We start from the raw sequence: 22,468 nt of genomic DNA, 5'->3' as shown, positions 1-22,468 counted from the left end.
GCTGCTAAAAGTAGCCGACGCGGGGTGGAGCAGCTCGGTAGCTCGCTGGGCTCATAACCCAGAGGTCCATGGTTCAAATCCATGCCCCGCTACTAAAGCCAAGAATCACACAAATTTCTCACGATTGTTGTGGTTCTTGGCTTTTTTGTTTAATACTACATAAGTCGCCCAAAAGCGTCATCGCGCAATAATCAATAAAGAAGAATTGCAAGACGGCGACGAGCGCGCGCAAGACGCTCATCATCTGCAGGAAGTATGGCAAAATACTCAAGCATACGAGAACGAATAGCATCCGCATCACTCTTATGACCAGATGCAAGGAAGTCAAGCAGTCGCCCAAAAGCGTCATCAATATGACCGTCAATCATATCTACATCTGCTACTGCAAGCTGCGAATCTAAATCATCCTTATTATCGCCAGCAGCCTTTCTAACCGCAGCAACATCAGTATTAGTATTACGCGAAAGCAACAAAGCTTTTGCATGTTCACGCGATGCAAGCACATCATGAGGATCTGCTTCCATTACTTTTGCATACTCGCGTGCAGCACCTTCATAATCACCCTTCATAGCAAGCGAATGAGCTTGCTCATGAGCAGGCGGAACATTCTCAACAGAGTTATTCCCGGAACTATCTTGATCTGAGTCTTTAGACATTTCAGACTTTTTCTCAACCGAGGATTCCACAAAAGGAGCAGTTCCAGCAACACCAGAGCGTTCAGCAACCTGAACCAATTGCGGCAAAATAGTGCCACAAATCTGCTGTAATTCCTCGTCGCTAGGTAAACCTTGCGCAATAGGCATAGGACGTCCGCCAATTAAACCGTAAATTGCAGGAAGCTGCTGCGCTTGCAATGCTTGAGCAATACTTGGGCTTTCATCAGAGTCGATACGAGCTAACTGCATACGACCGTCAAGCGCGTTAACAGCATCCGCTAATTTCTGTGCCACATCATAATAGGCCTCGTCATTAGCTTGCCAAAGCAAAATAACAATTGGGAAACTTACAGACGTTTGCACCATCGCCTGAAAAGACTGCTCATTAACATCGATTACATAGCCGCCAGCTTTTGGAGCAGAAGAACCAGTAGAGCCCGATGCAGCTTTAGCAGCTTGCTTAGCTTGAGCTTCTACGCGACGCTTTACGCCTTCTAAATCTACAGCCCCAGCAAGCGAAAATCCGCCAGGATTCATGCCTTGCGCTTTACTACTCACCATTTTTCCTCTTTTCCAAGCACACTAAATTGTACTTACAAAATTTATAAAGCTTCTACCTTAATAGGCTGACGCTCAGCACCAACAGGAATAATCTTCATATGAGAACTAGCTGGAGGAACTACTAGAGCAATAACATTTACGTAAGTTACTCGCATAGTACCTTTTGCTTTACCGTCGCCAAATAATGCTTTTTCTTCATCAGAAGCAGGACGAGATTCACGCCCTTCACCAGCTTTACGAGTCCACACAGAATCTATGCGCGCAACAACCAAATCGCTTCCATCGCTTGAACGCATAATGCTTATTTGTTTGAGATTTGGTGTAAAGATTTGTTCTTGAGAGCCTTTATTTCGCTCCATTCCAGCTTGCACTGCTTTAGAAAGTTCAACTAACTTTTTACGCAAATAATCGTCAGCAAAATGCTTCGCGTACTTGCTGTTTTCACCATTTTGTAAAACGTCTGCATACGCAGCTACCGCTTCATCTGGAGTCATCACCAAACCAGTATCGTTAGATTTACCCATTGAAGAACCAATACTTGGCACAGCAAATTTAGGAAGATGCACTCCAGGGAATAAGCGCGCAACAGCCCAAAGTTTATAATTCGAACGCGCTCTCTGTTGACGTAAAACCAGCAAACGTTTTGACTGTTGATCTTTAGTAGTAGTTGTAATAGTCATTAAATCTCTTGGCCAACCAGAATTAGTTGGCACAATAGTTTGCGCGGCTTCACGTGGAATAGTGGTCTTAGGATCTAAGTTTCCAGTTTTGTTTGCAATCGTAAGCTCGCTCGTGCGAATATCGAGAGCAGGTCCAGAAACTGCTTGAGATAATGAATCCACATCTTTTTCGTCGTTTGCCTTTTCTAGAGTGCGAAGCAACCCCAAGCGGATATCTTTTTCTTGGAGCATAGTCACATTAGGCAACTCTTGATTACTACGCGCTTCAGCAGGTTTCGGCACCTGCCCATCGCAAGCAGATAATCCGGTTACCATAACCGTTGATACAACACATGCTATTAATGTGACTATGTTGTTGCGCAATACGCCTCTATTTTTACTTTTTACGCGATGAATATCGACATTAGTATTACGCATTTTACTCATTTCCTCGCTCACTTGAAGAATTACCACGGTAGCCTTTCCCATTTTTTCTGTAACGACCGTTACCACCGTCTCCTCTAAACCCATTTCGTTTTATGCGAGACTGCTTATCGTTGCTATTTTTAGACGAATTTTGACGTTTGTTTGATTCTGAGTTGCGATAGTTTTCGTGATCATTAAGCTTTTTCTTACTAGATTCATGTGAAATCTTGCTATTACTATCTGAAGGCTTGACCGTTTCTAAACGTTTCTTTGCAAACTTTTCAGAATTATTAGCATTGTTTCTATCGTTCTGACGGTTACGCCTCTTGTTATTCTGCTGTGCATACTTATTTTGCTGCTGATGCTTATCCTTATGATCGTTCAGACTATTGCCATCCGACGCGCTTGCGTAAGATTTTTTCTTATTTCGCGGAGTCTTAATATTCTGAGAATTCCGCTTATATTGCTTATTTTCTGAATTTGCTGATTCTGCTGAATTTCCAGAATATTTCGCATTTCCTATATCTTCCGCATTTGCTAAATCTTCCCCGTTTGCCGCAGCATCCTGATTGTGCAAATCATTAAATTCATCATCAACATTGCCTAAGTCATCTAAATAAGAATTATCGTCATGTTGCTGCATAAAGCGCGCGGCAAACGCAAGCATTTCATCTTGTGCAATAACAGTAGTTTCAGCCAAAGAATCAGTAGATGCAACCGCTGTAGAAGCAGACGCAATTCGAGTTTGCATACCATTTGAGTCGCCGCTTTGCATTGAATCTTTGCGACGACGTGCATGACCCCCATGCCTTGCGTGACTTCCAGAATCCTTCTTGTGTCGTTTGTGACCAAAAATACCAGACAAGGTTCCAGAAATCGCCTCAGCAAAGGTGACTTCGTCACGCTGTGCAGACTTTACTGCCAACGCTCCTGAACGGCTAGCTATTAATTGCTTATTACGACGACGATGCGGAGCCATTGCAAAAATAGTTGCAGAAAGTATAGCTAATACTGCAAAAAGTGCTCCTACAAAATATAAAGGCGTTGCAAAATCTGGAATTTGATTACGACGCCACCGCAATTCTATGGAAGCTTCCGGTACATTATCCCCCAAATCAATTAGCAAAACACGTCTAGCAGCCTGCGAACGCAGTGCAGAAGAAGCAGTATCAGAGCTATTTGACTTACTAGAGCGAGTGCCTGATTTAGACATTGTGCCGTTTGCAACAGCATGATCGTATGACGCAGAACCAGAAGATTGAACATAATCTGCAGTATTTATTGCCAATTTCGCTAAACCAAGCTGGCATGTAACTATAGGCCATAAATTAGATTCTTGGAATTTTACGTCAGGATCCTTAATGTCCACAGAGTCACCCGCTTGCACAGAGGTTCTACCAGACACTTCAGAAACTGAAAGATTATTCCAATCACGCAAACCAGTAATTCTTTGTACTGGAGAACCTGCCACCCAGCCTCTTACGTCTTTCGTTAAACCTACAGCAACACAAATAGGCTTACGCGTATGCAAAGCAGCGACACTAATACGAACCCTGTTATCTACAAGATTCAAAACACCAGGATCAGTGACAATATAACGAGTTCCAGATACTTTAGCGTACGCAATAACCACATTACTAGGCTTCCAAAATGTTGAGTTGGCAACACCAAGAACAACACTTAATACTGCAAGCAAAGCAAAAAATGGAGCTACAACGCCGCGCATGATTTTACTGCGCAAAGTGAGCCGTCGCATTGGTCGTCGCATTGGTCGTCCTTCTGTATCAGAAGCATCTTCTATATTTGTCATAACGATACCATTCTACAGTCTTTTAATATTACTTGCATGTTTTGATGTAAAAATCAGCGTCAAGCGGTAATGTGAGGCTATGAAAAAAATCAAAACATTAGGACAAAAATCTCTTTTACTTCGCGCTTTCGCAACTATTAGCGCAGTAGCAATGTGCGTAGTGCTTGCTTCATGCGGAGAAAATTCTGACAATAACAATTTAACTGATGAAAACGCTCAAAAAGCTGGAATGCAGTTACTGGAAGGCGTAAGCGCATCGGGAGAGCTGGGCAAAAAGCCTAAAATAACGCTGAAAACGCCTGTAAAAGTAAAGCAAAATACTTATGCCGTTTTGCAACGAGGCAACGGAGAAACAATTAAAGAAGGCGATCGCGTATGCTCTCAGGGCATTGTGTTCGACTCCAAAACCGGCAAAGAGCTTATGAATACTTGGAAAGAAGGCAAAGTTGATTGCTCAATTTCCATTAATAAAAACTCTACAAGCCGACCATATTACGCTTTAATTAAGGGCAAAAAAATTAATACGACTATTGCTTTGGGCGTAAGCGGAGGAGCCAAAAATCCTTCATATATTATGGTTCTTACAATGGTTTCGCGATCAAAATCTCTAACTAGAGCAACAGGCAAAGCTGTTACGAATATTCCCGCAAATTTGCCGAAGGTAACTCTTGATAAATCTGGAGCACCAACCTTAGATAAAAATAACTACGTTCCAGACGGAAAGCTTGTTTCTCAGACTTTGATTGAAGGAACCGGCAAAAAAGTAACTGCAAAAGACACAGTTTCCGCTCATTACACTGGTTGGACTGCCGATAAAGACGGCAAACTTCATCAGTTTGATTCTTCTTGGCTTCGTGGCATACCTGCAGACTTCCAACTTGCTGGAGGAGTAATCCCTGGTTGGACTAAAGGCTTAACTGGAAAGAAAGTTGGTTCCCAAGTTCTTTTGGTAATCCCACCAGAAGATGGCTACGGCAAAGAAGAAAAGAAGGACGCGCGCGGAAACGTAACTATTCCTGCAAATGCCACGCTGTACTTTGTAGTCGATATTCTTTATGCTTCGTGAGATTTGTAATTTTGCAAACTGTTGCAAAATTAACTAGCGATTCATAAATAATAAACCCCTCCTTCCCGAGGGGTTTTTACATATTTAGAACACATATTTAGAACAGACGAAGATCGTTGGACTCGACTCCACGCATTTCATCGTAATCCAATATTAAGCAAGTAAATCCACGATCCTCAGCCAAAACACGGGCTTGTGGACTAATAGTTTGCGCAGCAAAAATACCTCTAACCGGCTTAAGTAACGGATCTCTATTCAGCAACTCACAATAACGCGTAAGTTGCTCAACGCCGTCGATACCGCCATGCCGCTTAATCTCAATAGCGACATGTACACCATCCGCGTCCTGAGCCATAATATCCACTGGGCCGATAGCCGTAGGATATTCACGGCGCACCAACGTGGCACCATCGCCGATTCGTTCAATCTGCTCAGCCAAGTAACGTTGCAAATGATCCTCAACACCATCTTTAACTAAGCCAGGATCCTCACCCAAATCGTAAGTATTATCACTATAAACATGCTCAAGCGAAATCATAAGCAAATCATCGCTTTTAGCAGCAGCAACACGCAAAATACAGCCATCTACAACAATGCCAGCATCGGATTCGCCGCTATCTTCTTTACGTAAAACACGCATAGTACAAGGAGCTACCATCCAATTAAGAGGTTTATACGCACCAAGCTCAGAAAAAATAAGTACGCTGCCATCTGCTTTAATAAGCAACACTCGCTTAGCTAAAGGAAGCGTGGCATTTAACCTACCTGTATACTCTGCACTGCAATCTGCAACAATAATTCGCACACAGCAAGCATAACAGAAATCAAGTAAAGAAGTACCCTACTTCCCCAAAGCTTCAGCTAAATCGCGATTCTGCCAATGCTGATGTAAGGCGCAGTATCCGCCGAACAATACGAGCCACACTAGTCCACCAATTGCAGAAGCTCGTGTATCGTCACTAATAAACAAAGTCACATACACAAAAGCAAAGAACGCTATAGTAATAGAATTCAAAAGCTTATAATGCGGCATAACGAAACCGTCTGGCATAAAATCAGCAGATTCACGGTACTTACGATGCGTAACCATAATCAAAATATAAATCATGATTATCACTGCAGAAGAAGCCGAAGCAAACAAAATAAACGCACCATGAATGCCAGGGATCGAATTAATAATTGGCGAAAGAAGAATCAAAGCAGACGAGAACAAAATCGCGCGAGCAGGAACCTTCGTGCGTGAAACCTTACGCAACTTACCCAAAAGAGGCGAAGGTGACTCAAGCGCAATCTGATACATGTGGCGACCAGCAGAATACAGCAAAGAATTAAGCGCAGAAGAAGCAGCTGTAATAACCACAAAGAACACAAGCGCAGAAGCCCAATGCAATCCTGCGTATTGGAACACCATAATGAATGGTGACATAAATACGCCTTCCGCATTCGTAGCTTTAAACTGTTGCCACGGCACAATAAGCATAATCGCTATAAGAGCGCCAACATAGAAAACTAGTACGCGCACAATAATCTCGTTAATAGCCTTTGGTAAAACCTGACGAGGATTCTTAGTTTCCGAAACAGTCACACCAACAAACTCAATAAGCTGGTACGCATAAAACACCATTTGGAAGCTCATTAAGAAAGAAAGCCATCCGTTTGGCATAAGCGAAAAATTGTTGAAAATATTATCTAATCCAGCGTGACCAGCAGGACTTATTACGCCACCATGCAAAGGAGCTGCAGAGTAATGGTAACCAACTAAAGCCATAACTACGGCTGTAACAATAAGAGCAACAATTAGCGTGATTTTAATCATTGAGAACCAAAACTCAGTTTCCCCAAATAGCTTTACAGCTACCAAATTTATGCACACTAAAGCCGCTAAAAATACTACTTCTATAAGCCATTTCCAATGACTTACGTCAATATCGAAAGTTTGGAAGAATGTGACGCAATACGTACTAACTGCCGTAATTTCGCTCATACCAATAAGTACAAGCACAAACCAATACGACCATCCAGCAAAATTACCCCAACCTCTGCCAAGATAACGCGTAATAAAACTAATAAAAGTATGCTGGTTTGGATCCTTGTACATTAGCTCACCAATACCACGCATCAGCAGGAACATAATCAAGCCCACAATAATGTAAACGAATACAATACTCGGACCTGTTAAGCTAATTGATTTTCCAGAACCAAGGAACAAACCTGTTCCAATTGTGCCGCCAATAGCAATAAATTGCACATGACGCTTGGTAAGACTACGCTCCATTTGGTTTGTATTGCTACTTGCATTTTCTTGCGCAGATACGCTAGAAGATTGATTATGAGAAGATGTGCTATTGTGCGTCTCTGTAGATTCTGTTTGTTTAGAACCTACATTAATGTCACTATTCACAGTCTCACTCATTATTACAACTCCGTTCCTTAATAGCCACGAATTTCTAATTTTATAGGAACCCTTAACTATTCATTACGCATTCCACAATTCGCGCAACTATTCCACACTTTTAAGTGAGCTTACTGGATCTATGCGATCCAAAGCTGGGTTGGTAGCCCATTGCACAATTAACGCAAAAATTAGTGTTGCAACGCCAGCAATGCAATAGCTTAAAGGAGCTACTTCAACTTCAAAATACAAAGACGGCATACGAAGCGCGCTAGTCAACAATCCTGCAATAAGCCTTCCTAATGGCAATCCAACTGCAATGCCGATAACAGTTAAGGTAAGCATTTCTTTATGCACATAGGAATGAACTTCTCTACGATAAAAACCAAGAACTTTCAGCGTAGCCATTTCGCGAGTACGTTCCGAAATATTAGTACTTGCAAGAGTAAAAAGCACAGCTAAAGCTAAGCCAGCAGCCAAAGTTACGATTAAAGCAACAACAGCATTCATAAGATCAAAACTAAAAGCATGCTTCATACGCGTAATATTCATAACAGCAAGCACACCGTCACGTTCAGAAACCTTGTCAGCATATTTAATTTTATTATTATCGCTACCGCGCAAACGCAAAATTAACGCATTATGTTTCAGAAGCTTACTGTTTTCACCATTAAATAAGCGTTCGTAGCAACGTTCAGTCATGTAAATATTAGAACCGATAAGATTACGAACAATAGCTTTAACTTTAACCTTCGCACGTTTAAAACTAGTATTCGTCACATTAATTTCGCTACCACGAGTAATGTCCAGAGATACAGCAGCGCTTTGAGAAAGCAACGGACCTTCATCCGTAAGTTTAATAGTTTGCAAATTATTGTTCACATCCTGCAAATTTACAAGATGAGACAAAGCTTTTGTGTCTTTTACAACAATCAACTGCACGCTTTCCGCATCCTCAACATGACGACTATTCGACTTATTTGATTGGCTTTTAGCTATTTCTCCAGAGCCCACATAAGCCGGAAGTATAGTTTCTACTTTATTGTTTGACTTGTCTTGCTCAACGCTTTTCTTCATATTTTGGAAAGATCCTGGAGCCGAGATAGAAATCATATCGTATCGATAAATTCCCTCGTATTGGCGAATACCCAAGGTCGCAACAGTATCGTTCAAAGCAAGACCGCAAACAATAAGCGCTGTGCAACCAGCAACTCCACCAATAGTCATGCACAATCTGCCTTTAAATCGCGCCAAATTGCGAACGGTAACCTTATTTAAGAAACTCATTCGCTTCCAAATCCAAGGCAACCTTTCAAGAAGAACGCGAGAACCAGCTTTTGGAGCTTTTGGTCTTAACAAAGCTGCAGGAACTTGCTTTGTTTCTCGCCAACTAACAACGATTGTGCATATTGCAACAGGAATCACAAATGCTAGCACACACAAAGAGCCATATAGCCAGTCATACTTCAACCTAACGTCTGGCACAGCGTATAAACCACGCAAGATTTTTAGTAAAAGTGAAGGGATTGCAAGAAAACCCATAATATCGCCAATTCCGCCGCCAACAAAGCACGCAAATATCGCGAAGAAAGCATGTCTTGTTACTGCAGTAGAACGACCGTATCCCAAACTTAAGTATGTACCAATAAGCCCTCGCTCTTCTTCAACCATACGAGCCATAGCAGTTAAACTCATCATCATTGCTACAACAAGAAATACTGCTGGGAAAGCGTATCCAAGTGACTGTATTGAAGCAACGTCAGAACGCAAACTCGCATAACTATCGTTAGCTATGCGAGTAGATATATGCCATTGAGCTTGAGGAACACGTTTTTGAATCTCTGACTTAATTTGCTTACGAATTTGCTTTTTTGCTTGCTCTTTAACAAAATTTGGAGCACGCTGAAGCCTTGGATCGTTTGCAATAATATTTTTTAATTTTAAATTAACTTGTTTGTCGATAATTTGATTGCGTCGAGCTGTTTCGCGTTTAGATTGCACGAGTTCCTGAATCTGTTCAGATGCATCGTCAACAATGCCACGATAATCTTTAGAAAAAACATTGACACGTTGAGCATCATTCAAACGCACCGATATTGCTGTATACGGCAAGCTAGTCACGTTATCAGGAGCAGCAGAAGTAAATATTGGATATCTAGACGTCACAGAGTTACGAAATGCTTTAGATTGATAGCCATCAGGATTGTTTAAATCGTTGCTATCTAGCACGCTACCAGTTATGCGCAAACGATAAGTTTTAGACTTTGAATTAGAAGAACCAAGACTTCCAACGCCTGCATTTTGCTGCACGTTGACTACTATCACATTGCCAATGCTCAATCCACTATCGTGTAAAAATCGCTGAGTTACAACAGCTTCACTATTATTTTTAGGCATGTTGCCCTTAAGCAAATGCAAGCGATTAAGATTTTTTTGTGATTCTACATAATGCACGAAATTCATTGCGTATGAAGACTTTGCATCATCTGTTGCGTGCGCTGTTGCTTTCCAAGAACGCTCTGCTTCAACTTCACTCACACTTGGCAACGCGCGTAATGCTGCAACATCGTCTTTAGTTAAACCAAGAGTAGATACGATTTGCAAATCATAAGCATGCAATTTCGCATACATATCGTTAGTAGCGAGAAACATGTCGTTGCATCCTGCATAAATACCAGTCATAACAGCAACGCCAAGCATTGCAATAACCGCAAGAACGCAAAAGCGGCGCCATTCGCGAACCCACATTCTAATTGCGCTAATAAATACTATTGGCAGCAACGAATGCATGCGCTTAACTTCACCACCATTATTGGCATTTTTATTATCAGATTGCTTTGAAACTGCTGCTACTTTCCGCATAACAACCACCTAATCACCACTCAATATCGGCTATAGCCATAGGATGTTCTTGCACAGTTTCGTCTACAACTTTCCCAGAACGGAAACGAACAACTTTGTGAGCCATCGGAGCAATGGCAGCATTATGAGTAATAATCAGCACTGTCATGCCTTCAGTTCGGCAAATATCTTGCAATAATTGCAATACTGCCTTACCTGTTTCATAATCCAAAGCACCAGTAGGCTCGTCACATAGCAATAGTTTAGGTTTTTTAGCAAGAGCGCGCGCAATAGATACGCGTTGCTGCTCACCGCCAGAAAGTTGCGCTGGGAAATTATGAAGCCTTTCTTTCAAGCCAACATCAATAAGCGTTTGAGCAGGGTCAAAATGATCTGCACAAATTTGCGAAGCTAACTCTACGTTTTCAAGAGCAGTTAAATTTGGAACTAAATTATAAAATTGAAAAACAAAACCAATGTCTTCTCTGCGGTAGCGAACCAAATTACGACCTTTTAGCTTAGTAACATCGCAATCGCCAACAACAACACGACCACTTGTTGCAGTATCCATGCCGCCCAAAATATTTAATGCTGTAGTTTTTCCAGCGCCAGATGCACCTAAGATTACTGTAAGCTCACCGCTTTGTGCAGTAAAACTGGCATCATCTAAAGCTCGCACAGCACCAGAACCTGATGGGTATTCTTTCACTACATGATCAAAAGTTATATATGCCACAATGCACCTTCACAATATGAGAAACTATAAAAATTCAACTTCTCTTTATTTGTATTATCTACCGTTATATTTCGTACTATTTTACTAAATGAGCGCAAAATTCGCTAACTTACTTCAGCGACGACACTCCACATCTTTCCATGCAATATGCATTACCAAGCCAAGTATGACGAGAATTTGGCCAAACAGCACCTAAACGCGGAGCACACTGACTCATCCATATACTTGGCACACGCCCATCTGCGCTTTGCGAACCAAGCAAATTAAATCCATTCTTGCTTTCAAGCCAATCTGGATGCTGTGTTGCAATAGCAAGCCCTTCCTCAAGAGTAAGAGGCAAACGTTCATCAGAATCAATAAGCTTACGAGCGACATCAGGCTCTCGATTCAAATACGATGAGCCAGTATGTGGATCGACGACTATATAGAACGGGCCTTTAGGAAACTCATACCCGTCTTTGGGAAGAAAACTTATGATATCTCGCGGAGGCATAGTGGTGAATCCAGCCATACGATTAATACTCGTACGAGAAATCAACGATTCAGGCGAAACTAATTCACGCGTAGGAACCAATAAAATATTCGCACCTAAACTACTATTTTCAAGCGCACACAATATAGGATTTGCCAACTTACGAAAAGCATCGGCACTCATATCAGCCACATCTGGATACCCAAGTGCCACTATACGATCGAGTTGCTGCTGTATTTCTTCAGATGCTATTGACATAATTCCAGTTTACGCAAAATCTTACATAATCGCGAGCGCAATATAACCATAATTAGTTTAGGAAATTACGCTTTTTAGCAATAATTTCAGCCAATTGCACAGCATTTAGTGCAGCACCTTTTCGCAAATTATCGTTAGTGATGAAAAGTGCCAATCCCTTATTTCCATCGATCGCTTGGTCTTGCCTAATTCTACCAACATAACTTGCAGACTTTCCTGCCGCTAGCTGAGGAGTAGGAATATCGTTAAGCTCAACTCCTTCAGCCTTGCTTAATACTTCGCGAGCCATGTCTGGAGTTACATCATGCTCAAACTCAGCGTTTACACTCATGCCGTGACCAGTGAAAACACCTACGCGCACACAAGTACATGAGGCTGCAAGATTTGGCAAATGCAAAATCTTACGGCTTTCATTGCGCAATTTTTGTTCTTCGTCAGTTTCTTCAGAACCGTCATCAACTATTGAACCAATAAAAGGCACTACATTAAAAGCAATAGTACAAGCAACTTTTGTAGGTTCAGGGAAATCTATTGCACTACCGTCGAAAACGAGTTTATCTGCTCCTTGGTTTAATGCAGCTTGAGCCTCATTCATGAGTTGCAAAGCACCGGCTCGACCGGCGCCAGAAACAGCTTGGTAAGACGAAACAATTAAACGTTTTAATCCAAAAGCATCAGCAAGCGGCTTTAATACAGGCATGCAAGCCATAGTTGTGCAATTTGGATTTGCTACTATTCCTCTTGGAATAGTCTCTAAATCTTCAGGGTTTACTTCCGCAACTACCAAAGGCACATCGTTATGCATACGCCATTGCGAAGAATTATCTACTACAATTGCGCCAGCTTCAGCGAATTTCGGAGCCCAAATTTTTGAAGTTCCGCCGCCTGCAGAAAAAATAGCTATGTCAATCCCGTGCAAATCTGCTTTTTCTACATCTTCTACGACTACGTCTTTGCCACGATATTGCAAAACTGTGCCAGCAGAATGAGCGGAAGCCATAAAACGTAAATCTTTTATTGGAAAATCGCGCTCGTCAAGCACTCGACGCATTACCATACCAACTTGGCCAGTTGCGCCAGGTACTGCCACGTTCACGCCTTTTTCGTTGATAATTGTCATCGAGACTCCCCTAAAAGTAAGTACGTATAATTTCTACAGTTTTTACAATTCTACAATTTAGTTAATTTAATAATTTAAATTGCTTCAGCGCCCGCTTCCGCCGTACACTACTGCTTCAACCTGGCTTGCGTCCAAACCGTAAGCAGTATGCAAAGCACGAACAGCTTCATCAATTTGTTCAACAGGAACCATGGCAGCAATACGAATTTCCGAAGTAGAAATCATCAAAGTATTTATACCATGTTCACTTAGCACAGTGAAGAAGGTAGCAGCTAGACCTGAATGTGTTTTCATACCAACGCCAACAACAGCTACTTTTCCTACTACTGGAACGACATCCATAGAAGTAAATTTCAATTCATCATGCGCTTCTTCTAGAACTTTACGGACTGCTTCCATTGACGCTCCTGGAGCAGTAATAGAAATATCTGCTGTACCAGTAGAAGCACTTGCTTGCGCAATCATGTCAATATTTACATTTGCTTTTGCAAGAGTTGTAAATACTTTCGCAGCCATACCAGGAATATCTGGAATACCGCGAACCGTAATCATTGCCTCACTGCGATCATGAGCAACGCCAGAAATAACAGGAGTTTCCGGACCTAAATCAGGAAATAAATCGCCCATAGTCGAAAGAATATCGTGGTTTACCATTGTTACCGCCTTTAAGCTCGAAGATTATTTGACATTATCTATTAATATTTAGTTTCGTATTTTCTAACTCAGATTAGGCAAATCGTTCGGATTAATATTATTTGGAACTATAAGCGTTCCGTTCCTATGTGAGAATGAACTTCTAACATGAAGAGGCATACCAAAACGCTGAGCGTACTCAACACAACGCAACGCAAGTACGCGCGAACCGCAAGATGACATTTCAAGCATCGAATCATAATCGATTACAGGAATACGTTTTGCAGTTGGCACAATACGTGGGTCTGCAGTAAATACTCCATCTACATCCGTGTAAATCTCACATATATCAGCACCTAAAGCAACCGCAAGAGCTACAGCTGAAGTATCCGAACCACCTCTACCGAGAGTCGTGTCATCTCCAACTTCGTTAATTCCTTGGAACCCGGCAACAATTGCAACACTGCCTTTGCTAAGAGCTCTTCTGACACGATCAGGCTTAACCGCACGAATATGCGCAGCTCCGAACTGAGTATCTGTCATAAATCCAGCTTGAGAACCAGTAAAAGAATAAGCATGAGATCCTTGAGCATGAATAGCCATTGCAAGCAAACTCATAGAAATTCGTTCGCCTGCTGTCATAAGCATATCCATTTCGCGAGCAGGAGGATTAGTATTTACACTCATTGCTTGATCAATTAAATCGTCAGTTGTATCTCCCATCGCTGAAACTACAACAGCAACATCATTGCCTTCTGCTTTTGTAGAAAGAATGCGTTTGGCAACACGTTGTATGGAATCCGTATCCGCTACAGAAGAACCACCGTATTTCTGTACGATAAGCGCCAATTTTTACCCCTTGCTCATGTCAATATTGATAAACGCACAGGATATGCCGAATAATGGCTTCGATATCAGACTACCAACTATGCCCTATTTATTGATAATGATTTGTGCACATAAAAACAATATTCAAAATTACACAGATTGACGGCCAGAAAATGCACGACCTAAAGTGATCTCATCCGCATACTCTAAATCTCCACCAACAGGCAATCCACTTGCCAAGCGAGTAACTTTAATTCCTAGAGGATCGAGCAATCGAGCCAAATACGTAACAGTCGCTTCACCTTCTATATCAGGATCAAGCGCAAGAATAATTTCTTGAACTTTTGCATCTTTAAGACGTTCAAGTAATTGCGTAATTGCTAAGTCCCCAGGCCCAACATTTGCCATTGGGTTAATTGCACCACCAAGAACATGATAAACACCTGAATACTCATGAGTTCGCTCAATACTCATAATGTCTTTAGGTTCTTCAACTACGCAAATTTTGCTATGATCACGCCGAGGATCTGCGCATACTATGCAAGGACTCTGCTCGCATACGTTTCCGCATACATCACAAAAACGCACACTTTCTTTCATGTTATTAATTGCGTCTATTAGCTCTTGAACATCTTTATCCGAGGAAGAAAGTAAGTAAAACGCAATACGCTGAGCGCCTTTAGGTCCAATCCCTGGAAGCTTTGAAAATGCTTCAATTAAGCGACCAATTGCTCCATCATATGACGATGAATTATGCACTGTAACTACTCCTCTTGCTTTTTCTTAACGCTCATAATCGCATTTTTAGGATTTTTAGGATCAGTAGAAGCAAATTCTTCAACAGATTTAACTTCAAAAATTTGTTTAAGCTCATCAGTGCTTACAGATGTTGCTGATTCTAATGAAGCATCGTCCATTGAACATTCGTCAGCAGTAGCTCCATTCGTAGGAGAAACAGTAGTCTGAATTGATTCAGCAGACAATTCTGAAGTATTAGTTGCATTCTGAACTTGAGACTGTAGTTTATCTTGATCCAAGACACCAGAAATAGCTTCATCTTGGTTATGAGAATGCGAACTCTTCTGTATTGTAATCTCGTCATCATGATTCATAGGCTCATCTTCAATAGAAGAGCCTTTAGAAGAAGACTCTTCAGAAGAAGAGTTTTCTGGCATTGCAATCACATCCGACATAGGCATAGACGACATGTCTGCCCAAACATCATCATCCGCATTCGCAACATCACTTAACTCATCCGCAGTATTTTCAGAAGCTACTGATGCTGCGGAGCCATCAGCGCCACTAAAACCCGAAGATTCTTTTTTAGTAGGATTTTTATTTATTCCGCTGCTATCAGAATCAGTTTTATTACTAAAACCAGCAGATATACCTGTTTTACGCAATAAAATATCGCGCTTAACTTTTGCAAGCTTCTGCGGATCCATTCGAGCAACAGATTCTACTTGTTCACCATTAGCAGCAACTGGTGCAGGAGCAATCATTACTTGCGTGCCAAATATCTCATGCACTTCATTCATTACTACTTTTGGCACTTTTTGTCCATCATATGGAGAAGTAGTGCATACTGCGAGCGCAAACGCATGTTGACTCATAGGCTCATTAAAAGTCAAAATAAGACGCTGTCGACCTGATTGTGCTGAAGTAAGTTGCACTGTAGGAACATACTCACGAGTTACATACTCACGTACGTCATCAGGCAATTTTGAAACTACTTTATCCCACATTGCATCAGTATCCATGGAATCATTCTTTGAATTAGCATTATGCGCATCGTTCAAAAACACTTTTTTAGATTCCGTTTCTTTTGTGTTTGTAGCAGATTGCGTTTCTGCTTTAGCAATAGGAGATGCTGTAGTTTCAGAAGGTAGTGAAGAATTTGAAGTACTATTATTCTCACTATCTGCAGAAACATATTTCTTATTGCGTGTAGAACCTACGAAATGAGCACCAGAAGATACTTTATTTTGAATATTCTGCTTAGAAGTGGAAATATTTTGTTGTTGCACGTTATTGATGCGCAAATTAGTTGCAACAGTATTTGAAGTTTCGCTGTCTGCAAGCAAACGAGCAACTAAAATTTCCAAATTCATGCGAGGAGAAATTGCACTAGCCATTGCACTTAAAGCATCATTAATTGTTTGAGCCATACGTGCTAAATCATGCAATGTCATGCTTGCAGATTGCTTATTCAATATTTCCAAATCTTCTGGAGAAACATCATTAAGTAAGCTTGAAGCCGCTTTAGGACCTGCAGATACCATAAGCAACAAATCACGAACTCTACCTAATAAATCTTCTACAAACTTACGAGTATCGTAACCTCCAACAATAACGCGACGAACTACATCGTATATCGAAGCACCATCATGATTAATAAGATCGTCAATGAATTCGCTAATCAATGAATTAGGCGTAAAACCTAATAAAGCAACCGCAGAATCCAAAGAAATTGAACCATCAACAGCACCCACCATAAGCTGATCGAGCACAGATAACGTATCTCGCATTGATCCCGCACCAGCGCGCATAACAAGGCGAAGAACTCCCGGCTGCGGCAGAATACCTTCCTTTTTGCAAATATCTTCAAGATATGGAGACATTACCTCTGGAGGCACAAGTCTGAAAGGATAATGGTGTGTACGCGAGCGAATAGTGCCAATAACTTTATCCGGCTCAGTGGTAGCAAAAATAAACATTACATGCTCAGGCGGCTCTTCTACAATCTTAAGCAAAGCATTAAAACCTTGCTGTGTAACCATATGAGCTTCGTCGAGAATGAAAATCTTATAACGGTCACGAGCAGGAGCGAAACCAGCACGCTCACGCAACTCTCTAGCATCATCGACACCGTTATGGCTTGCAGCATCAATCTCTACAACGTCGATAGAACCTGCACCGCCAGTAGCTAAATCTTTACAGCTTTGGCACTCTCCGCATGGGTGCGAAGTTGGTCCTTTTTCGCAATTAATGCAGCGAGCTAAAATTCGCGCAGAACTTGTTTTACCGCATCCACGTGGTCCAGAAAATAAATATGCATGCGTTATTTTCCCTTGGTCTAATGCTCTAGACAAAGGTATGGTAACCTGATCCTGCCCAATAACACCATCAAACGTGTCAGGACGATATCTACGATACAGTGCAAGTGCCATGTTTCCTAACCTACCGCGACCTAACTATTTCCCCGATATATCTTAGTTAAGACTATCAGCAGCCGCCACCCGACTGCTGATATTTATATTCGTTTTTGCTACTTACTACTTATTGCAATCTTCTAGTCCTGCTCTAGCAGAAACTTCCACGTTAGAAGCAAATGGAATATTCAGCCCAACAGAAACACGAACAGTTACATCATTACTAGTAGAGTTGCAAGATTTCAAAAAAGCATTGCTTGAAGCAACAGTACGCGCAACAACCTCACACGCATTATCCTCCATCCTTTGCAACGCAGAAGCACCGGATAAAGCAGCAGAAGTTGCAACAGCATAAGCTTGATGTTTAGCTCCGAGAACATTACATAAAATAGCAGAAAGCACTAGTATTGAGCAGACTGCGATCACTAGCATAATGCCAAGCATAGTGCCAGAACCGCAGTCGATGCCCTTACATCGCTTATGAATGAAATTTATTGAATGCTTCACAAAATTCTTGCGCCTACTCATACTAAAACCTGGCTTACATGACTTTCCACTAGAGGCGGCAAAATATGAAGAGGATCAGGAATAAGAGGACATTTAACAACAATATTCGCCATATTATTGCTACGACTTATTTTCACCGACGCTCCTTGACCTGCGACCGACTGCACGATACTTGCGGCAGCTTTATCGTCCTTATGAGTCACAAGATAATACGCAACTTGCGCAGCAGCATCATGACAATTCATAGTACATACAACTGCTCTACCTATGCCAATCAATACAAATAACAGTATTAATGCACAAGGTAAAACAATAGAAAATTCAGCAGTTACCGTCCCTCTGTCATAATCACTAATTTTGCGCAACAACCTTTTGCACACAATAACTTTCAGCATCATAAGCTCATTTCATCCGCTAAAGCATGCCGTTAGCCGATTTTCAATGCTTTTTTAACTAAATCTGTCAACGTTGTGCGAACCGTATCTGATTTCAAAATAGCAACTAGCAGTGCAGCAAAACCAGTGGCAGCAATAATAACTACTGCATATTCAGCTGTTACAGCTCCAGAATCCTTATTTTTAAGACCGTCAGCGTACAATTTTCTTTTTTGACACAAACATGACTCAATATTCACTAATTGTTCATTTACTTGAAGCATAGACACAGAGCATCGTGCAACAAGTTTTTGCATTATCCCAACCATCATCTTGTACCTTTCACTTCAAACTATCCGAAATTTTCGGATAGAAATATTATTACAACTTGTTTTGCGAATGAAAATAAAAAAATTGCATTGTGGATAAAAGCTAATTTATTTTTCTAGAAATTTATTTTTAAAAAGCTAGCGCATAAGTGACATAACTGTTGGCAAAATTCCTATGCATATAAAAGATGGCAAAAAACATAATCCAACAGGAAGCAGCAATCGCACAGACAACCTAGAACTTTCTTGTCTAGCAATATTGGCCATATTTCTCTCATAATGTTGAGCAAGTGCAGACAATACAGGAACTGGAGATGAACCATAACACCATGATTCTTTTAAAGATGTCATTAACCATCTAGCTAATATTTCTGAAGAATCTAAGTTTTTACGATTAGTAAATTTTGATTTATTTTCTAATTCAAAATTATCTTGTCTAGTATAAGTAGAAGACCATGCTTCATGCCACGTATCTCCTGCAAGTAAAGCATTGGAAACAGAGCAAAGCCACATGCCTTGACCGCAAGGAAACACTTGCCCAACAGCACTAAGAGCCCTAGTAATAGCAACACCACTACGAAGTGAAACAATAATCATATGTAAACCAAGAAGAGGATCTACATATGAAACTTTTGAATTACGCCATTCGTATTTAAATAGCATAATTTTACTGTTAAAGCGCATACGATTATCTAATGAATCGCACTCTAATCTCAAACTCACCCATTGCCAAACAATTACAACAAACAATGGGATGATAAACAAAAGCTGCTTTGTGGATTCCATAAATCATCCTTCCAGCGAAGCAGCATCCATTGCATGCTGAGATATTTGCAACATAGAACTAACCCACGCCAAACCCAATCCATAACATATTCCACCTATTGTTAATAAAATCCATCCATTTACTGTTGTAATTAACATCAAAATAGGGTGACCACCTAGTAATTCACCAGCAAAAAGAGCCAAAATAGGTAGAGCAGTAAGTAATTTTATTGTTGCTTTTGGCATTGCAGCTACATCAGCACGTAAATCTTCTGCACGCTTCTGAGCATGATATGACGCTGCCGTAGCTTCCACACATTCTGCCATAGCGCAACCAAGAGTATTACTCAATTCATATGAAGCCATAAGACTTTCAGAAACAGTATGCATATGTTTTTCAAGCTGACGACGTTGAGTCTTATTCATATTGCGCTTCTTTGGAAAACAACGTTCATAAAGCCATTTATAAATAATTTTTGTATTAACTGCATTACTGCAAATACATTGTTGAGACTTAGAGTCACTGTGAACAATCATTGCAAGAGTAGAACCAGAACGTAATGCAGCAATCATTCCAGCAAGAACTTCTTCAATATCCATTTTTACGCTCCAAGCAACACAATCGACTACTAATTATTTGAACTGTCAACACATATGCTGGCCATATTCCCGGGAAGATTCCAATAATTTGAAAACTTAACCCATGCAGGCAAAAATTTCATAACAATACTGCCGTCAATTCCACAAGATAATTGCAAAACTGGAACGCCGCACAGCAACGAAACGCTAGAAGCGTATTGCAGAATACCGAGTTCTTTGATCATTCGACGCCCGTTAGAGGATCTCTCTACATGAATAACAACATCGAATGCTCCAGCAGCTAAAGCACATAAAGCTGCAGGCTCCAACCCAGCCAATAACCCTAATGCCATAAGACGAGCGGGAACTTTTTCTATTTCATCTGCATGAAGAGTTGTCATTCCACCCTTATGCCCGGAAGTAAACACTCTCAACAAATCAGCAATTTCTTCCCCACGACATTCACCAAGAATAATGCGATCCGGACGCATTCTTAATGTTGCTTTTACTAATTGAGATAAGCCAATTTCTCCTACACCTTCTACATTAGCTTCTCGCGCACTTAACGAAACATGATTTTGTGTCAACTCGCCAAGCTCTCTAATTTCTTCAACAGATACAATACGATCTTCGCAATCAGCAGCAGCCAACAAAGCCTTCATAAGTGTGGTTTTCCCAGATCCAGTACTTCCAGTGATCATTATATTTGCTCGCTTTTTAACTAGAACGCTTAGAATACAAGACAATTCTTTTGGAAACATGCCTTGATCACTCAAAGAAACAAGATCATAACGATTAATTGAAGGAAAACGAATTGACAATGCTGCTCCTTGAGATACAAGTGGCGCTAAAACAGCATGTATGCGAATGCCAGAAGTACTTGAAGCATCAGCAATAGGACACGCATCATCCAGTCTTTTGCCTAATTGTGCACAAAGCCATACAGCATATTCTCTTAACAAAGCAGGGTTGTTAAGCGGAACTCGAGTTGCGCGTTCCTTAAGACCTTGCCCACAATCTACCCACACACGACCGGACTCACTTACAACCATGTCTGTAACTCTTACATCATTGGCAAATTCCTGCAGAATTCCAAAATCGATATCACGAATATTATTTACGATCATATTTACCTCTTGAATATTTCGAACGACGATATTGCGAACGACGATATTTAGTTACAGCATTTTTTGTATTTGATATAACATCTCCAATAAGCCAATTATTTATGCATTGCATGGTTTCCTTCATTGAAGATGGGATATTTCGAATACCGTAGCCCCCTATAATGTCGGTGTGCATGCGAGCATCATGTTGCAATGAACCAAGAAATGTAGTTGATAAATATTCAGAAGCTTCATCGATACTTAAAACATAAGATTTTTGCGTTAAACCGCGAGGAGACAATCCAACAACAGCAAATTTGTTGAACTTTACGCCAGAATCACACAAAGTATCTAATTTTTGCAGCAACGCTCTAAACCTTGCTAAATCAAGCACAGATAGCTCAACCGCAGCAAGAGTCGCACTGTCAATAAATTGCGGAATATTACGGTAAGACTTCATAGCAGTCTCGCCAGAACCTATATCTACAATAACTACATCAACAGCATCAGCTAAACCTCTAATAGCAGCTTCTAAAACCCAAGGTTCAGGATATTTACCATGCCATGGAGAAAATGCTAAAACATCCACATTATCCCAATGCAATAGCTCATTGCGCAACACATAGCCATCGCATCTACCTAAGGGAGCATCAACTTCTTGCAACCTGCGACCTTCATCTGATTCCAAACCAAGCAGAACGTCTAAACCGCCATGAGTCAAATCAGCATCTACAAGAGCAACACTATGGCCTTGTTCACTTATATAGCGAGAAAGAATAGATAGAGAAGTGCTTAGCCCAATGCCATCTGCAGCAGACATTCCAACCAAAATATTTTTAGGCAATGGATCTAAAGAATCACGCGCAATAAGATTATCTTCTTCAGCATTATTAAACATACGAGATTTATGCTTAATAGAAATATCTTGCGAGCGTTCAGTATTTTGAAAACTCTCCACATCTTGAGAACTCTTAGGCAAAAGAGTCATCACAGTATGATCGTCAGCTATACATGGCGCAATTTTTATACCATTAGACGCAGATTCGTATATAGATTTATCTGCAACTTGAGGAGGATAAACATAACGTTTAACATCTCTAAATGCGCCTACAGCTTCGCCATTGTTATAATTCTTATCAATCTGCTTAACGCCAATTGATTTATTGTTTACACTCATATTCATACTCATGCGCCTATT

21 protein-coding genes and 1 tRNA gene are annotated in these 22,468 nt (G+C 40.9%); 2 read left to right on the top strand and 20 right to left on the bottom strand.

Going from position 1 to position 22,468, the window contains the following annotated elements; translation table 11 throughout:
* Positions 1–18 precede the first annotated feature (18 nt).
* Positions 19–92 (top strand) — tRNA-Met (locus HXT50_RS04870).
* Positions 93–191: 99 nt separating this feature from the next.
* Here HXT50_RS04870 and HXT50_RS04865 read toward each other — a convergent pair.
* The 3 genes from HXT50_RS04865 to HXT50_RS04855 are packed head-to-tail and all read right to left on the bottom strand — an operon-like array spanning position 192 to position 4,112.
* Positions 192–1,217: a tetratricopeptide repeat protein gene (locus HXT50_RS04865; RefSeq protein ID WP_004574175.1), complete on the bottom strand. Its 1,026-nt coding sequence runs from the start codon at positions 1,215–1,217 to the stop codon at positions 192–194.
* A gap of 41 nt (positions 1,218–1,258) precedes the next feature.
* Complete coding sequence (locus HXT50_RS04860) at positions 1,259–2,323, bottom strand: hypothetical protein (RefSeq protein WP_421777079.1); 1,065 nt, start codon at positions 2,321–2,323, stop codon at positions 1,259–1,261.
* Entirely contained in the window at positions 2,316–4,112 is a 1,797-nt protein-coding gene (locus HXT50_RS04855) for a hypothetical protein (protein WP_421777078.1), read from the bottom strand. The genes HXT50_RS04860 and HXT50_RS04855 overlap by 8 nt, the downstream gene beginning before the upstream one ends.
* A 79-nt stretch (positions 4,113–4,191) precedes the next feature.
* On the opposite strand from HXT50_RS04855, the gene HXT50_RS04850 reads away from it, so the two are divergent.
* Entirely contained in the window at positions 4,192–5,178 is a 987-nt protein-coding gene (locus HXT50_RS04850) for an FKBP-type peptidyl-prolyl cis-trans isomerase (protein WP_064340281.1), read from the top strand.
* Between the two features lie 97 nt (positions 5,179–5,275).
* Here HXT50_RS04850 and nucS read toward each other — a convergent pair whose 3' ends face one another.
* From nucS to HXT50_RS04765, 17 genes are all read right to left on the bottom strand, one after another.
* Complete coding sequence (nucS, locus tag HXT50_RS04845; RefSeq protein ID WP_004105764.1) at positions 5,276–5,983, bottom strand: endonuclease NucS; 708 nt, start codon at positions 5,981–5,983, stop codon at positions 5,276–5,278.
* A 36-nt stretch (positions 5,984–6,019) separates the two neighbouring features.
* Positions 6,020–7,453: an amino acid permease gene (locus HXT50_RS04840; protein ID WP_100066591.1), complete on the bottom strand. Its 1,434-nt coding sequence runs from the start codon at positions 7,451–7,453 to the stop codon at positions 6,020–6,022.
* Between the two features lie 225 nt (positions 7,454–7,678).
* Positions 7,679–10,360: an FtsX-like permease family protein gene (locus HXT50_RS04835; RefSeq protein ID WP_421777146.1), complete on the bottom strand. Its 2,682-nt coding sequence runs from the start codon at positions 10,358–10,360 to the stop codon at positions 7,679–7,681.
* Between the two features lie 85 nt (positions 10,361–10,445).
* A complete protein-coding gene (locus HXT50_RS04830) occupies positions 10,446–11,147 on the bottom strand; it encodes an ABC transporter ATP-binding protein (RefSeq protein ID WP_004105770.1) in 702 nt (233 codons plus the stop codon).
* Between the two features lie 109 nt (positions 11,148–11,256).
* Positions 11,257–11,877 carry a DUF5701 family protein gene (locus HXT50_RS04825; RefSeq protein WP_004105772.1) on the bottom strand — a complete coding sequence of 207 codons (621 nt, stop codon included), beginning with the start codon at positions 11,875–11,877 and terminating at the stop codon, positions 11,257–11,259.
* A 52-nt stretch (positions 11,878–11,929) separates the two neighbouring features.
* Positions 11,930–12,997: an aspartate-semialdehyde dehydrogenase gene (locus HXT50_RS04820; protein ID WP_421777077.1), complete on the bottom strand. Its 1,068-nt coding sequence runs from the start codon at positions 12,995–12,997 to the stop codon at positions 11,930–11,932.
* Between the two features lie 84 nt (positions 12,998–13,081).
* On the bottom strand, positions 13,082–13,651 hold the full coding sequence (locus HXT50_RS04815) for an ACT domain-containing protein (RefSeq protein ID WP_421777076.1): 570 nt from the start codon (positions 13,649–13,651) through the stop codon (positions 13,082–13,084).
* Between the two features lie 63 nt (positions 13,652–13,714).
* The gene (locus HXT50_RS04810) at positions 13,715–14,479 is read right to left on the bottom strand and encodes an aspartate kinase (protein ID WP_112928851.1); all 765 of its coding nucleotides are present in this window, start codon (positions 14,477–14,479) and stop codon (positions 13,715–13,717) included.
* A 129-nt stretch (positions 14,480–14,608) separates the two neighbouring features.
* Positions 14,609–15,217 (bottom strand): recombination mediator RecR, encoded by a 609-nt coding sequence (recR, locus tag HXT50_RS04805; RefSeq protein WP_004105782.1) that lies wholly within the window; start codon positions 15,215–15,217, stop codon positions 14,609–14,611.
* Positions 15,218–15,222: 5 nt separating this feature from the next.
* Positions 15,223–17,628, bottom strand: coding sequence for a DNA polymerase III subunit gamma and tau (locus HXT50_RS04800; RefSeq protein WP_421777075.1), 2,406 nt, complete (start codon positions 17,626–17,628; stop codon positions 15,223–15,225).
* 105 nt (positions 17,629–17,733) lie between these two features.
* Complete coding sequence (locus HXT50_RS04795) at positions 17,734–18,138, bottom strand: Rv3654c family TadE-like protein (RefSeq protein WP_004574187.1); 405 nt, start codon at positions 18,136–18,138, stop codon at positions 17,734–17,736.
* On the bottom strand, positions 18,135–18,515 hold the full coding sequence (locus HXT50_RS04790; protein ID WP_421777074.1) for a TadE/TadG family type IV pilus assembly protein: 381 nt from the start codon (positions 18,513–18,515) through the stop codon (positions 18,135–18,137). The genes HXT50_RS04795 and HXT50_RS04790 overlap by 4 nt, the downstream gene beginning before the upstream one ends.
* A gap of 29 nt (positions 18,516–18,544) precedes the next feature.
* Positions 18,545–18,820 carry a DUF4244 domain-containing protein gene (locus HXT50_RS04785; RefSeq protein WP_004574189.1) on the bottom strand — a complete coding sequence of 92 codons (276 nt, stop codon included), beginning with the start codon at positions 18,818–18,820 and terminating at the stop codon, positions 18,545–18,547.
* A 138-nt stretch (positions 18,821–18,958) separates the two neighbouring features.
* Complete coding sequence (locus tag HXT50_RS04780; protein ID WP_421777073.1) at positions 18,959–19,606, bottom strand: type II secretion system F family protein; 648 nt, start codon at positions 19,604–19,606, stop codon at positions 18,959–18,961.
* 3 nt (positions 19,607–19,609) lie between these two features.
* On the bottom strand, positions 19,610–20,185 hold the full coding sequence (locus HXT50_RS04775; protein ID WP_421777072.1) for a type II secretion system F family protein: 576 nt from the start codon (positions 20,183–20,185) through the stop codon (positions 19,610–19,612).
* Between the two features lie 29 nt (positions 20,186–20,214).
* Positions 20,215–21,291, bottom strand: coding sequence for a CpaF family protein (locus HXT50_RS04770; RefSeq protein WP_064340588.1), 1,077 nt, complete (start codon positions 21,289–21,291; stop codon positions 20,215–20,217).
* Positions 21,278–22,453, bottom strand: coding sequence for an ATPase (locus HXT50_RS04765; RefSeq protein WP_421777071.1), 1,176 nt, complete (start codon positions 22,451–22,453; stop codon positions 21,278–21,280). Before HXT50_RS04765 ends, HXT50_RS04770 begins: the two co-directional genes overlap by 14 nt.
* Positions 22,454–22,468: the final 15 nt, after the last annotated feature.

Origin of the sequence: Gardnerella sp. KA00243, from assembly GCF_049244105.1 — a bacterium.
GTDB lineage: Bacteria > Actinomycetota > Actinomycetes > Actinomycetales > Bifidobacteriaceae > Bifidobacterium > Bifidobacterium leopoldii.
This window is presented reverse-complemented; position numbering and strand designations above follow the sequence as displayed.

Bases quoted from the DNA above. Each gene is read 5' to 3' on its own strand.
- HXT50_RS04865 (WP_004574175.1), bottom strand. From the start codon at position 1,217: ATGGTGAGTAGTAAAGCGCAAGGCATGAATCCTGGCGGATTTTCGCTT.
- HXT50_RS04860 (WP_421777079.1), bottom strand. From the start codon at position 2,323: ATGAGTAAAATGCGTAATACTAATGTCGATATTCATCGCGTAAAAAGT.
- HXT50_RS04855 (WP_421777078.1), bottom strand. From the start codon at position 4,112: ATGACAAATATAGAAGATGCTTCTGATACAGAAGGACGACCAATGCGA.
- HXT50_RS04850 (WP_064340281.1), top strand. From the start codon at position 4,192: ATGAAAAAAATCAAAACATTAGGACAAAAATCTCTTTTACTTCGCGCT.
- HXT50_RS04840 (WP_100066591.1), bottom strand. From the start codon at position 7,453: ATGGAGCGTAGTCTTACCAAGCGTCATGTGCAATTTATTGCTATTGGC.
- HXT50_RS04835 (WP_421777146.1), bottom strand. From the start codon at position 10,360: ATGCATTCGTTGCTGCCAATAGTATTTATTAGCGCAATTAGAATGTGG.
- HXT50_RS04825 (WP_004105772.1), bottom strand. From the start codon at position 11,877: ATGTCAATAGCATCTGAAGAAATACAGCAGCAACTCGATCGTATAGTG.
- HXT50_RS04820 (WP_421777077.1), bottom strand. From the start codon at position 12,997: ATGACAATTATCAACGAAAAAGGCGTGAACGTGGCAGTACCTGGCGCA.
- HXT50_RS04815 (WP_421777076.1), bottom strand. From the start codon at position 13,651: ATGGTAAACCACGATATTCTTTCGACTATGGGCGATTTATTTCCTGAT.
- HXT50_RS04800 (WP_421777075.1), bottom strand. From the start codon at position 17,628: ATGGCACTTGCACTGTATCGTAGATATCGTCCTGACACGTTTGATGGT.
- HXT50_RS04795 (WP_004574187.1), bottom strand. From the start codon at position 18,138: ATGAGTAGGCGCAAGAATTTTGTGAAGCATTCAATAAATTTCATTCAT.
- HXT50_RS04790 (WP_421777074.1), bottom strand. From the start codon at position 18,515: ATGATGCTGAAAGTTATTGTGTGCAAAAGGTTGTTGCGCAAAATTAGT.
- HXT50_RS04785 (WP_004574189.1), bottom strand. From the start codon at position 18,820: ATGGTTGGGATAATGCAAAAACTTGTTGCACGATGCTCTGTGTCTATG.
- HXT50_RS04780 (WP_421777073.1), bottom strand. From the start codon at position 19,606: ATGGAATCCACAAAGCAGCTTTTGTTTATCATCCCATTGTTTGTTGTA.
- HXT50_RS04775 (WP_421777072.1), bottom strand. From the start codon at position 20,185: ATGGATATTGAAGAAGTTCTTGCTGGAATGATTGCTGCATTACGTTCT.
- HXT50_RS04770 (WP_064340588.1), bottom strand. From the start codon at position 21,291: ATGATCGTAAATAATATTCGTGATATCGATTTTGGAATTCTGCAGGAA.
- HXT50_RS04765 (WP_421777071.1), bottom strand. From the start codon at position 22,453: ATGAATATGAGTGTAAACAATAAATCAATTGGCGTTAAGCAGATTGAT.